The following is a 13,104-nucleotide window of genomic DNA, read 5'->3' as shown; positions in this document are numbered from 1 at the left end:
ATGACAATGAAAAAAGCACCGGTAATAGGTGCTTTTTTTAATCTTTTTTGAAGGTATTTAACATGGCACGAACAATTCCACCAAGAAATTTAGGTAACTTAATTGTATAAAATCTCATGGTTTCCCTCCTAATCCCCATTACTCCACTTGTTCACTATATGATGTAAGGAGCAAAATTGTTTCTTTAATCAGTGCTTCTTATCACCATTAATATGCCAGAAGTAAATGAAAAAGTACCTTTTTCCTCAACGAGTTCATTACTAATACAAAGTGTTGATCCCCATTCTATTGTTTTATTAGTTAGAGGATACTTAAAACCAAGTAATGTAATCCCTTCTACTATTTCAGTAACCGGCACAAAAGATACATAAGGGAAATTTTTATTTTCTTCAATTATATGTGTACCCACTTTTTTCACGCTTATTTCATTTTTATTGTCTACAATACACATTTCTATCCCTACTTCTAACCCTCTTAAAAGCATCTGTATATTTGCTAAACCGTGATCCAGCCTTCCACCGGTGGCACCAAAAATACGAATCAATATCGGATTTTGTTCTAACGCCCAATTAATCGCAATTTCTAAATCTGTTTGATCTTTTTCACGAGGAACAATATGTAAGTCATTTGTTTGCTGGCCCATCCATACTAATTCCTCTTCAGTAACTGAATCGTAATCTCCAAATGCAACAGCTGGAGTAATCCCTCCTTTTAATAGACGATATACTCCTCTATCAACTGCCGCCCACACTACTTTCTCATTTTCATATCGAGAAAAATCTGCACAATATTCCGCAGGTCCACCCGCTAAAATATGAATAATCATGTTTCCTTCCCCTTCTATTGTAAAAAGGCAATCTGCCATTCGGTAGATTGCCTTTTTACATATTTTTTCTCTATCCTTTATAAATAGTGAAAACTTACTACACTAGCAGTTTCACTAGGATAAAGACTCGTTCATTCATTATCCACGAATGACACGAATTGCTTCACCACGGTCTTTTTGATTGTATACTGCTGATCCAGCTACAAGTACATTTGCTCCTGCTTCAACACAAAGTCGTGCTGTTTCAGTGTTTACACCACCATCAACTTCAATTTCTACTTCTAGATTGCGCTCTTTAACCATTTCTGCCACTTGTTTAATTTTCGGTAATACAGAATGGATAAATTTCTGTCCACCAAATCCAGGGTTTACTGTCATAAGCAATACCATATCGATATCTTCTAATACATGCTCAATCGTCGAAACTGGCGTATGCGGATTTAATACAACTCCCGCTTTAATGCCATGAGACTTAATTAGCTGAATTGTACGATGCAAATGAGGGCACGCCTCTACATGAACAGTAATAATATCCGCTCCCGCTTTTGCGAAAGTCGGGATATAGTTATCAGGATTTTCAATCATTAAATGTACATCTAATGGTAAAGATGTAATTGGACGGATAGCTTCTACAATTAATGGTCCAATCGTAATATTTGGTACGAAATGTCCATCCATTACATCGACGTGAATGTAATCCGCTCCACCTTTTTCTACATCTTTAATATCTTCCCCTAATTTTGAAAAATCTGCTGATAAGATCGATGGTGCAATTTTAATCATAACTAATACCTCGGCTTTCTCTCTCTAATTTCTTCTACGAACTGTTTGTAATTTTTATAACGATATTCTGTAATCTTCCCTTCTTCAACTGCTGTCTTCACAGCACATTTCGGTTCAGAAAGATGTGTACACCCTCTAAATTTACAGTATTGGCTCGCTTCTTTCAACTCTGGAAAACAATATGTAAGATCTTCTACCTCTATATCTATGAAATCAAGTGAACTAAAACCAGGCGTATCTGCAACTAGTCCGCTTCCAACCGCAATTAATTCCACGTGTCTTGTCGTATGTTTCCCACGTCCTAAATGCGAGGAAATATCATTCGTTTTCAGTTCTAACTCTGGACGTAAAACGTTAAGCATAGAAGATTTTCCAACACCAGATTGCCCTGCAACGACAGAAATACAACCTTCTAAGAATGGTTTTAAAATATCAATACTTTCCGATGTATTTATAGAAGTAAATAATACATCATATCCCATTTCACGATAGTCATTTGCATAAGATTCAACAGTCTCTCTCATTTTTTCATCCACTAAATCCATCTTACTAATGCAAATAATCGGCTTAATGTTATGATATTCAATCAGCACTAAAAATCGATCTAATAGTCCCGGATTAAAATCTGGTTCTACTGCAGAGAAAACGAGAATTGCTTGATCAACATTAGCAATAGGAGGCCTAACAAGTTCATTTTTCCGATCAAATACTTCAAGCACATATCCTTCAGTTGGATTATCTGCTTGAAAGACAACTTGGTCTCCTACCAGTGGCGTAATTTTATTTTTTCTGAACACACCACGCCCACGGCATTGTGTAATCCCTTCTTCATGCTGCACATAATAAAATCCACTTAGAGCTTTTACAATTTTTCCTTCTGGCATATAATTCTCCTTTATTTTGTATAAAGTGAAGCTGTCATTAATATTAAATGGTTTAAAATTCTTTAAATACTTATTTCAAAACCCGTCATATATACAAGTTAATATATTTAATCTACCATCAAATTTAAAATATTATTTATAACAGTATCACTTTTATAGCTTTTTGAATCATATATTTTTGCCTGTTATACAGTCCACTATATGTAGACAGCATAACAGGCAAGAGTAATACATTCCATCCCCTCTAGAAAGAAAATGGAAGTCATTATTATTGAGTTGGGTATGGTACTTCTTTGTCGATAATCGTTACACCATCTCGTACAATTTTATAGTGTCCTTTTGTACCTTCTTGAATTACAAATTCTAAAGAAATAGTTGCCGACTCTGAAATTGTTCTAGTTTCAATTGGTCTATCCATTTTTTGTTGCATATCTTCTTTATAAATTTCTATCGTTTGCGGTTTTTTCTCACCAATTATAGAAGACTCATACGGAATAGAAATATTATCCACTTTCACTGTTTTCGTTACTTTCGGCTTAGGCCCCTCTGAGATGATAATCGTCACTTTATCTCCTTCTTTTAACGGCGTTCCTGGTTTTGGAGATTGCGAAATTACAAGTCCTTTATCAACAGTATCGGAATACTCTCGTTTTATATCTGGAGTTAGTTTTCTCTCATTCAAATAACCATTTACGCTATTTTCAGTCCATCCTGAAAAATCACCTGGTCTAATTTGATAAGGACCTTTACTTACCCAAATTTTCAGTTCTTGTTCCGCCTCTACTACCATTTGATCAGGCGTCGGAATTTGCTCTACGATTTCACCTTTCGGCCTATCATTTTCAATATAATTTATTGTAACTTGCTTATATTTTTCTTCTAATTCATTCCTTATACTCTCAAAATCTTTTCCTGTGAGATCACTCATCTTACTTTTCTTTTTTCCACCTGATTGATAGATAGTAATTTTAGAGTTTTCTTTCACGACTCTACCTGCCACAGGGTCTGTTTTTATCACATCACCTGCTTCAACATCATCTGTATATACAATGTTAGGTTCCGTAACCTCAAAACCCTTTTCAACTAATTTATTTACTGCTGTCGTATACTTCATACCAGCCACATCAGGGACTTTTACATCTTTTGGAATAAAGAATCCCGGAATAACAGTAAGCGCTAACGTTATTCCAATTGCTAAAAGTAAAAATGTCGTAATTAAAACTTTGATCCATTTATTACTTCGTTTTTTCTTCTTATTTAATTCCGTTTCTTCTTTTCTTTTCTGTTCATCCATTTTACTTCCTTTTAAAACAATTGTTTCATCAGTTACATTTTCGAATAATTGTTCTTGTTGAATAATCGGAATCGCTTTTGTCGCTTCCATATCTTCCGGTATGTAAAATGGCTGCTCATTTATCCTCTCTGGATATAGCGCAGTTTCAATATCTCGTTTCATCGCATTGGCAGATTGATATCGGTGAAACGGATCTTTCGCAGTTGCCTTTAATATAATATTTTCGACACTTTGCGGAATATTTTCATTCCATCTCTTTGGAGACGGAATTTCACTTTGTAAATGTTTTAAAGCTATAGCAACAGCAGATTCGCCAGAAAACGGTTGTCTTCCTGTTAACAACTCAAACATAACGATCCCTAGGGAATAAATATCTGATTGTTTATTTGCTATCCCGCCGCGTGCTTGTTCTGGTGATAAGTAATGCACCGAACCGAGTACCGAATTTGTATGTGTAATTGTTGTTGCACTTGTAGCTGTCGCAATTCCAAAATCTGTTACTTTTATTACTCCATCAGCTCGAATTAAAATATTGTGCGGTTTAATATCACGGTGCACAATTTCAAAATGATGGGCGTGTGCCATGGCGGATGTTAACTGCTCCATAATATCAAGAGCTTCTCCTATAGGTAACATCCCTCGCTCAATTATGTATTGCTTCAATGTTTGTCCTGGTACATACTCCATTACAAGATAATATATACCATCTTCTTCTCCGACATCATACATATTCACAATATTTGGATGCGACAACGTTGTAACAGACTGCGCTTCTCGATGGAAACGTTTAATAAACTCTTCGTTATTTGAATAGTCGAGTCTTAATATTTTTACCGCTACATCTCGGCCAAGTATATCATCATGAGCTAAATACACATTGGCCATTCCACCACCACCAATCATTTTCAGCAGCTTATAACGGTCATTTAAGCGTTTTCCAATCAGCACGTTGCACTTCACCTACTTTCGTTTGTCGAACCCGCATAATCAATAAGAACAAGGGTGATATTATCTTCCCCGCCACGATCATTCGCCAATTGAATGAGACGTTGTCCCTTAGTTTCAAGCTGTTCATTTAACTGTAAAATTTGTTGCATATCAGCAATAGAAACTTTGTTAGATAACCCATCAGAGCAAAGAAGTAACTGATCATCTTCCTCAAGCACCAATGTTTTAACATCTAATCCGACCTTTTCTTCTGTTCCTAATGCCCTTAACAAAACATTCTTTTTCGGGTGATATTCTGCGTCTTCTTTTGAAATTTCACCATGTCTCACAAGTTCATTTACAAGTGAGTGATCTTCCGTTACAAGCGAGATTTCTCCCTCTGATACCATATAACAACGACTATCTCCTATATGACCTATTGTCACAAAGTTTGGCGTACAAATCGCTATTATAAGTGTTGTTCCCATACCATTACATTCTACATGTTGCTTAGAGTACTCATATATACGCTCATTAATAATCCCAACACTCGTATGTAACCACTCTTCTACTTTTTTGGGTTCATTCATATTATGCGTTTGCTTCCAATAATCATGGAATAATTGAATGGTCATCGAGCTAGCTACATCACCAGCTCGATGACCTCCCATTCCATCTGCTACTACCGCTAAAATATTTCCATCTAAATTGTGAAAAACTCCTGCACTATCTTCATTATGTTGGCGAACTTTTCCTTTATCTGATAGAAACACGGCTTTCATCTCGTCACCTCGTCTCTTCTTTACGCTCCTTCGCACGTAACTGACCGCAGGCTGCATCAATATCATGACCTTGTTCACGGCGAATTGTTACATTCACTCCACGATCTTTTAACGTTTTTTCAAATAAGAAAATTTGTTCACGTGGCGTACGTACATAATCACGTTCAGGTACGTAGTTTACCGGAATTAAGTTTACATGACATTTTACACCTTTTAAAAGCGCAGCAAGTTCTTCAGCTTGCTCAACTTGGTCATTTTCTCCTCCAAATAAGCCATATTCAAACGTAATACGACGCCCTGTTCTATTTACATAGTATTTAACAGCTTCCATTAAGTCTGGTAGCTTATAAGCACGGTTAATCGGCATTAATTTTGAACGTAACTCTGTATTTGCAGAATGCAATGAAATCGCAAAATTAATTTGCATATCTTCTTCAGCGAACTTATAAATTTTTGGAACAATTCCACTTGTTGAAACTGTCATATGTCTTGCACCAATATGAATTCCTTTTTCATGGTTTACAATGCGTAAGAATGACATTAAGTTGTCGTAATTATCAAACGGCTCTCCAATTCCCATAACAACAAGCGAACTTACACGTTCTTCTGTTTCATCAAGTGCACGTTGCACTTCTACTACTTGCGCTACAATCTCTCCAGCCTCTAAGTTTCGTTTTAACCCACCAAGTGTAGATGCACAGAACGTACAACCAATACGGCATCCAACCTGTGTTGTTACACAAATAGAATTTCCATATTCGTGTCGCATTAACACTGTTTCAATAGAATAACCATCATATAATTGGAATAAAAATTTAATTGTTCCATCAGAAGATGTTTGTTTTACCAATGTATTTAAAGTAGTAATATCAAAGGAATTCGACAATTTATCGCGTAATCCTTTAGAAAGATTCGACATGTCGTCATAATTTTTTACACGTTTTTTATATAGCCAATCAAAGATTTGTCCTGCACGGAATTTAGGTTCTCCTTGTTCCTTTAACCAATCTTGCATTTCATGAAGTTGTAAAGAATAAATTGATGGTTTCTTCGTTTCTAGATTTTTCTTTTGTTTTCTCACAGTCGTTTCCACGATGCTACACCTTCTTCCTTAAACAAGCAATATAAAAGCCATCTGTTGCAAAATAATGCGGTAAAATTCGTACTTGACCTTCATCAATATACGGATTTAACTTTTCTGGCATGCGATCTTTTATCGTAGTATCCCATTCAAATTCAGGATGCTCTTGTAAAAATTGCTTTATTACTTGTTCATTTTCTATTTTTTCTATTGTGCACGTACTATAAACAAGGCGACCACCTTGTTTTAATAACGGTGCTATTTTTTCTAGTATTGCAAGTTGAATCGTCGATAATCTTTCACTATCGCCTTTATTTTTACCTAACTTAATATCAGGTTTACGTCTAATCACACCAAATCCAGAACATGGTGCATCTACTAATATTTTATCAAATGTTTCATTCGCGAAGTGTTCTTGTACTTTTCTAGCATCTAGTGCTTTTGTTTCGACATTTTCTAGACCAAGTCTCTCCGCTTGTTGTTTAATTAAACGTACTTTGTGTGCATGTAAATCAAGAGACATAACTTGACCTGTTCCTTTTAATCGCTCTGCAATGTGCGTTGTCTTTCCGCCCGGAGCAGCACAACTATCAAGAACTTCATCTCCCTCATTCGGTTCTAAAGCGCGTGCTACAAGCATAGAACTTTCATCTTGAATAGAAAGAAAACCTTTTTTGAACGCATCTGTATGCGCTACATTCCCTCTTTCAATTTGAATTGCATCCTCTGATAAATCGCCGCGCTTCGCTTCTATACCTTCACCAGCCAACAACTCAATTGCTTCTTCTACTGTTATTTTATCAACATTTACACGCGCTGTTGGTACCGGGGGTAACATGTTCACTTCACACATTTTCTCTGCTGTCTCTAAACCATATTCAGAAGCCCAGTCTTGCACAAGCCACATTGGATGACTTGTTGCAATTGCCAAACGTTCTATTGGATCCTTGATTTCATCTACAGAAGGTACCCCTTCTCTCTGAATCGAACGTAATACCCCGTTTACCATACCAGCAATCCCTTTATGCCCGCGACGCTTTGCAATTTCAACTGCTTCATGAATAGCCGCTCTTTCTGGCACTCGGTCTAAATAAATCATTTGATATAAAGATAAGCGAAGTAATACTCTTACCCACGCCTCAACCTTCTTTTTTAAAAAAGGCTGTAAATAATAATCTAATGTGTCACGACGTTGAATCGTTCCATATACAATTTCAGTTAACAAACCAATATCTTTTCTATCAATTGCATTTTTTTCAATTAGATTATTTAAAAGTAAGTTACTGTATGCACCACTTTTTTCTACTTGAATTAAGCCATCAAGAGCTAACTCACGAACATTTTGTCTCATGCATTTTCTCCTAACTTCGTTCCAATTTCAGGTTTTGTGCCACGTAAAAATTGCGAACAACTCATACGTTTTTTACCAGAAGGTTGCAATTCAGTGATTTTAACACCTGTCTCATTCCCTGTTGCAACAACAAATCCATCTTCTTCAAGAGCTACTATTGTACCTGGTTCAGCTTTCTCTGTAATAGAGACCTTCTCTCCCCACCATACTTTAATAACTTGTCCTGCCAAAGTCGTATAAGCGACTGGCCATGGATTCAATCCGCGAATGTGATTGTATACTTCTTCACCTGTTTTTGTCCAATCAATCTTCTCTTGCTCACGTTTTATATTATATGCAAACGTTACTTCTTCTTCGTTTTGTTTAATTGGTTCTAACTTACCTTGAATTAATAAAGGTACTGTTTTAGATAGAAGGTGTGCCCCTGCTTCACTTAACTTATCGAATAAAGAGCCTGTCGTTTCACGCTCTTCAATCTCGACTTCTACTTGTGTTAAGATATCACCAGCATCCAATTTCTCTACCATATACATAATTGTAATACCCGTTTTTTCTTTACCTTCCATAACTGCATAATGGATTGGTGCACCACCACGAAGTTCAGGTAGTAAAGACGCGTGGACGTTAATACATCCATACTTCGGTGCTTCTAAAATTTCATTTGGTACAATCTGACCGAAAGCAGCTGTTACAATTAAATCTGGCTCTAATGCCAAGACTTGTTCATATTCGTCTTTTTCACGAATTCTTAACGGTTGTAACACCGGAATACCATGTTTTTCTGCTTCAACTTTAACAGGTGTAGGTGTTAATACTTTTTTTCTACCTACCGGACGATCAGGCTGCGTCACAACACCTATTACATCATAGCCATCTTCGATAAGACGACGAAGCACCGGCACTGAAAAGTCCGGTGTTCCCATAAATACTACTTTTATCATTCAAAAACCGCTCCTTTTAATACCTATTCTAATTCGTTTTCCTCATAATATCTTGTCACTTTCGATGTAAATAACACACCGTGTAAATGATCGATTTCATGTTGAATTGCACGTGCTAAAAATCCTTCTGCTTCTAGTAAAAATACTTTACCTCGGCGATTTTGCGCACGTACTTTAATATAATCCGCACGTTCCACTTCACCATAAAGTCCCGGGAAGCTTAGACAGCCTTCGGGACCTACTTGTTCACCACGTTTTTCTAGTATCGATGGATTGATTAACTCGATTTTCCCCGTATCATCACCGATATCAACTACCGCAACTTGCAAGCTTACACCTACTTGAGGTGCAGCTAAACCGACTCCGTCCGCAATTAACATTGTTTCATGCATATCTTTCAACAATTTCACTAACTTTTTATCAAAGTTAATTACTCTTTCGCATGGTGTTTCTAACACTTCATTTGGATGCTTTACTATTTCTAAAACTGCCATATTTCCCTCCGCTACATTAACATTGTTGGATTAAAATCAATTGAGATTTGTAGCTCTTTTTGCATTTCTGCTTGATAATGTTCATTTACCATTTTGAGCACGTTCTTTAAGTTTGGTTCCCGTTTGTATTTTATCATGCATTGATAACGATATCTATCTTTTATCCTTGGAATTGCTGAAGCAACCGGTCCTAACACCATCGTTTGCTCTGTGCAATGCGCCCGTAAATGACCGACAATTTTTTCCGTCACTTGCACTGCCTTTAATAATTCTGGATGAGATACTGTTACAAGCACAACATAGTAATAAGGTGGATATTGTCTTGTTCGTCTCATTTGCATTTCTTGGTCAAAAAACACATCATATTGTTGGTTCTTTGCTAACTCTATACTGTAATGTTCTGGCGTATACGTTTGAATTATAACTTCCCCTGGCAATTCATGTCTGCCTGCTCGTCCACTTACTTGCGTCAATAACTGATACGTCTTTTCACTCGCTCGAAAATCAGGCAAGTGAAGCATCGTATCTGCAGTTAAAACCCCGACAAGCGTTACTTTAGGAAAATCTAATCCTTTCGCAATCATTTGTGTTCCAAGTAGTATATCTGCTTTTTCTTCCCCGAACGCCTTTAATAATTTTTCATGCATTCCTTTGCGACTTGTCGTATCTACATCCATTCGAATGACTCGTGCCTCTGGAAATAGTTTTGTAATTTCTTCTTCTACCTTTTGTGTACCTGTACCAAAGAAACGAATATATGTACTTTGACAAGCAGGACACGCAGTCGGCATATTCTCTTCGTGACTGCAGTAATGACATTTTAAACGATGGTTCATTTTATGATATGTCAGCGAGATATCACAATGCGGACATTGTACAACATACCCACAATCACGGCACATAACAAATGTAGAATGACCTCTTCTATTTAAAAAGAGCACCATCTGTTCTTTCTTTTCTAATCGATCTGCTATTTTTTCATGCAATGCCTTCGAAAACATGGAACGATTCCCGTCACGAAGTTCCTCACGCATATCAACAATCTCTACTGTTGGTAACGCTTGTTTATTCATACGTTTTTCCATCGTTAGTAATTCATACACACCTTTTTTCGCTCTTGCAAACGATTCAAGTGTCGGTGTTGCACTACCAAGAACGATAGGACATTTATGATATTGCCCCCTCCAGACAGCTACATCCCTTGCATGATACCTCGGATTATCTTCTTGCTTATAGCTCGATTCATGCTCCTCATCAATAATAATAATCCCTAAATTTTCAAAAGGAGCAAATACAGCTGAACGTGCACCAACTACAACTTTCACTTCTTTTCTTAAAATCTTACGCCATTCATCATATTTTTCTCCAACAGACAGCGCACTATGAAGAACCGCAACTTGCGAGCCAAATCTGCCTTTAAAACGATCTACCATTTGAGGCGTTAGTGCAATTTCAGGAACAAGTACAATAGCTTCTTTCCCTTTCGCGAGCACCGCTGCTATAGATTGTAAATATACTTCTGTTTTTCCGCTTCCTGTAACACCATATAGTAAAAATGGATTGTAAGTTTCATTTGTAATTGATGATAAAATCGGTGCAATAACTTGCTTTTGTTCCTCCGTAAGTGGGAATGGTTTCGTTTGTTCAAAATCATCATCGTCATACGGATTTCGGTACACTTCCACATACTTTTCTGAAATTAGCCCCTTTTTAACAAGTGCTTTAATCGGAGCGTCTGTTATTTGCAACTCTTCTGTTATCACTTTCAACGGCACACTTTTATAATTTTCCACAAAATAATAGAGTACATCTTGTTGTTTTTTACTTTTCAGTTCAAATGCTGCTAATTCCAATTTATCTTCTGACAACTCCGGTTGAACGACTCTTTGTTTCTTCTTTTGCACTTTATCTTTTACCTGATAAACAACTTCAATCGTGCCATTTTTAATTTCTTGTTGAATCGTGCGGTATAGATGCGGCTGCGTCTCAATAGCTTCCCAATCTATCGCTTCTTTGTCCTGAAATAAAAACAGTAGTTCAGGTGCTACTTTTTCTTGTTTACGAAGTTGTAGACGCTTTTTATACGTAGCTTTTATCGCCGTTGGAAGCATGACTTGAAAGGCTGAAATCATATAACATAACGTTTCGCTTGTAAGCCAATATCCAAGCTTTAATAATTCCTCGTTTAAAACTGGTGTTACATCTAATATTTCATGGATTGTCTTTAGCTTCTTACTTTCTACTTCAGCCGAATCTTTGATCCCAATAATAAAGCCTTGCAATTTCCTTGGGCCAAATGGAACTACTACACGCATGCCTGTCTGAACAATATCTTCCCACTTTTTAGGGATAATATAATCAAATGGTCGATCTGTCTGACGTGCAGGTACATCAACAATTACACTTGCAAATTTCATAGACGATCATCTTCTAACATCATTTCAATTTGCTTTAATATTTCACGAGCAACCTCTTTCTTCGTTAAAAGTGGTAACTCGATAACTTCTCCATCTTTTCTATACATTGTTACAATGTTTGTATCTGTACCAAATCCAGCTCCTTGTGCCTTTACATCGTTCGCAACAATCATATTCGCATTTTTCTCACGTAATTTTTTTGTTGCGTATTCCTCTACCTTTGTCGTTTCAGCCGCAAAACCGATAAGTAACTGTTTATCCTTCATCTCACCTAACGTTTTTAAAATATCTACTGTTCTCTCGAGTTCGATTACAGCATCACCATTTTTCTTTTTCATTTTATTATCATGAACATATTTCGGGCGATAATCTGCAACTGCTGCTGTTTTAATGACAACATCTACGTTTTGATACTGTTGCAGAACTACTTCTAACATATCTTGTGCAGATTCCACTTGTACCGTATTTACATGTAATGGTGGGTTTAATGCTGTCGGTCCCGAAACAAGTATGACATCAGCACCTAAGTTCGCTGCCACTTCCGCAATTGCATATCCCATTTTCCCGGAAGAAAAATTGGTCATAAAACGCACTGGATCAATCTTTTCGCGAGTTGGGCCAGCAGTTATTAATATTTTTTTTCCTTGCAACGGTTTTTGTTCGGAAAAAGCCTCTTCTAACCGTGCAATAATTGCTTCCGGTTCTTCTAGTCTTCCCTTCGCAACATAACCACACGCTAAAAAACCTTCTCCAGGCTCAATAAATGTATATCCTAACGTTTTCAACGTCATCATATTTTTTTGTACAATTTTGTTTTCATACATATGCACATTCATAGCAGGTGCAATCCACACTGGGGCTGTAGTAGCTAACAAAGTAGTTGTAATCATATCGTCTGCAATACCACCAGCTAACTTCCCAATACAATTGGCAGTAGCAGGCGCAACAAGTACTACATCTGCCCAATCTGCTAAATCGATATGTGCAATAACAGCCGAGTCTTTCTCATCGAATGTATCTGTATATACGTCATGGCGAGAAAGTGCTTGAAATGTAAGAGGCGTAACAAACTTCATTGCCGACTCACTCATCATTACTTTTACAATAGCACCAGCCTGTGTCAATTTACTAGTTAACGCAGCCGCTTTAAAGACCGCAATGCCTCCTGTTACACATAGAAGTATCTTTTTCCCTTTTAGCATATGGCTCGTCCTCTTTCTTTTTCAAACTTATAATACTGAAACAGAATTCCCATCTCATCAGTACCAATATTTCTTCCCTATCGTAAAAAAATAACAACCTACTTGTAAATAGGTTGTTACCG

General features: G+C 36.9%; 12 protein-coding genes. All 12 read right to left on the bottom strand.

Annotated features, from left to right (window positions below; genetic code table 11):
- Positions 1 to 37: 37 nt before the first annotated feature.
- Complete coding sequence (spoVM, locus tag DN394_RS04300) at positions 38 to 118, bottom strand: stage V sporulation protein SpoVM (RefSeq protein ID WP_001213599.1); 81 nt, start codon at positions 116 to 118, stop codon at positions 38 to 40.
- Positions 119 to 184: 66 nt separating this feature from the next.
- Positions 185 to 865, bottom strand: coding sequence for a thiamine diphosphokinase (locus tag DN394_RS04295; RefSeq protein WP_002008369.1), 681 nt, complete (start codon positions 863 to 865; stop codon positions 185 to 187).
- 99 nt (positions 866 to 964) lie between these two features.
- A complete protein-coding gene (rpe, locus tag DN394_RS04290; RefSeq protein WP_149293643.1) occupies positions 965 to 1,609 on the bottom strand; it encodes a ribulose-phosphate 3-epimerase in 645 nt (214 codons plus the stop codon).
- 2 nt (positions 1,610 to 1,611) lie between these two features.
- Positions 1,612 to 2,493: a ribosome small subunit-dependent GTPase A gene (gene rsgA / locus DN394_RS04285; RefSeq protein WP_001113945.1), complete on the bottom strand. Its 882-nt coding sequence runs from the start codon at positions 2,491 to 2,493 to the stop codon at positions 1,612 to 1,614.
- Between the two features lie 268 nt (positions 2,494 to 2,761).
- Positions 2,762 to 4,735 (bottom strand): serine/threonine protein kinase PrkC, encoded by a 1,974-nt coding sequence (gene prkC / locus DN394_RS04280; RefSeq protein WP_097917875.1) that lies wholly within the window; start codon positions 4,733 to 4,735, stop codon positions 2,762 to 2,764.
- Between the two features lie 8 nt (positions 4,736 to 4,743).
- Positions 4,744 to 5,496: a Stp1/IreP family PP2C-type Ser/Thr phosphatase gene (locus tag DN394_RS04275; protein WP_000648694.1), complete on the bottom strand. Its 753-nt coding sequence runs from the start codon at positions 5,494 to 5,496 to the stop codon at positions 4,744 to 4,746.
- 4 nt (positions 5,497 to 5,500) lie between these two features.
- Positions 5,501 to 6,589: a dual-specificity RNA methyltransferase RlmN gene (gene rlmN, locus DN394_RS04270; RefSeq protein ID WP_000450539.1), complete on the bottom strand. Its 1,089-nt coding sequence runs from the start codon at positions 6,587 to 6,589 to the stop codon at positions 5,501 to 5,503.
- A 4-nt stretch (positions 6,590 to 6,593) separates the two neighbouring features.
- Positions 6,594 to 7,928, bottom strand: a complete 1,335-nt coding sequence (rsmB, locus tag DN394_RS04265) for a 16S rRNA (cytosine(967)-C(5))-methyltransferase RsmB (protein WP_001249653.1) — start codon at positions 7,926 to 7,928, stop codon at positions 6,594 to 6,596.
- Complete coding sequence (fmt, locus tag DN394_RS04260; protein WP_149293642.1) at positions 7,925 to 8,869, bottom strand: methionyl-tRNA formyltransferase; 945 nt, start codon at positions 8,867 to 8,869, stop codon at positions 7,925 to 7,927. The genes rsmB and fmt overlap by 4 nt, the downstream gene beginning before the upstream one ends.
- A 23-nt stretch (positions 8,870 to 8,892) precedes the next feature.
- Complete coding sequence (gene def, locus DN394_RS04255; protein ID WP_000279468.1) at positions 8,893 to 9,363, bottom strand: peptide deformylase; 471 nt, start codon at positions 9,361 to 9,363, stop codon at positions 8,893 to 8,895.
- 11 nt (positions 9,364 to 9,374) lie between these two features.
- Positions 9,375 to 11,780 (bottom strand): primosomal protein N', encoded by a 2,406-nt coding sequence (priA, locus tag DN394_RS04250; protein WP_149293641.1) that lies wholly within the window; start codon positions 11,778 to 11,780, stop codon positions 9,375 to 9,377.
- Positions 11,777 to 12,982: a bifunctional phosphopantothenoylcysteine decarboxylase/phosphopantothenate--cysteine ligase CoaBC gene (gene coaBC / locus DN394_RS04245; protein WP_000911721.1), complete on the bottom strand. Its 1,206-nt coding sequence runs from the start codon at positions 12,980 to 12,982 to the stop codon at positions 11,777 to 11,779. Before coaBC ends, priA begins: the two co-directional genes overlap by 4 nt.
- Between the last annotated feature and the right edge of the window lie 122 nt (positions 12,983 to 13,104).

This window comes from Bacillus sp. BB081, from assembly GCF_008368895.1.
GTDB lineage: Bacteria > Bacillota > Bacilli > Bacillales > Bacillaceae_G > Bacillus_A > Bacillus_A wiedmannii.
Note: the sequence above shows the minus strand (reverse complement) of the source record. Positions and strands in the feature narration are given on the sequence as shown.

Bases quoted from the DNA above. Each gene is read 5' to 3' on its own strand.
- spoVM (WP_001213599.1), bottom strand. From the start codon at position 118: ATGAGATTTTATACAATTAAGTTACCTAAATTTCTTGGTGGAATTGTT.
- DN394_RS04295 (WP_002008369.1), bottom strand. From the start codon at position 865: ATGGCAGATTGCCTTTTTACAATAGAAGGGGAAGGAAACATGATTATT.
- rpe (WP_149293643.1), bottom strand. From the start codon at position 1,609: ATGATTAAAATTGCACCATCGATCTTATCAGCAGATTTTTCAAAATTA.
- rsgA (WP_001113945.1), bottom strand. From the start codon at position 2,493: ATGCCAGAAGGAAAAATTGTAAAAGCTCTAAGTGGATTTTATTATGTG.
- DN394_RS04275 (WP_000648694.1), bottom strand. From the start codon at position 5,496: ATGAAAGCCGTGTTTCTATCAGATAAAGGAAAAGTTCGCCAACATAAT.
- rsmB (WP_001249653.1), bottom strand. From the start codon at position 7,928: ATGAGACAAAATGTTCGTGAGTTAGCTCTTGATGGCTTAATTCAAGTA.
- fmt (WP_149293642.1), bottom strand. From the start codon at position 8,869: ATGATAAAAGTAGTATTTATGGGAACACCGGACTTTTCAGTGCCGGTG.
- def (WP_000279468.1), bottom strand. From the start codon at position 9,363: ATGGCAGTTTTAGAAATAGTAAAGCATCCAAATGAAGTGTTAGAAACA.
- priA (WP_149293641.1), bottom strand. From the start codon at position 11,780: ATGAAATTTGCAAGTGTAATTGTTGATGTACCTGCACGTCAGACAGAT.
- coaBC (WP_000911721.1), bottom strand. From the start codon at position 12,982: ATGCTAAAAGGGAAAAAGATACTTCTATGTGTAACAGGAGGCATTGCG.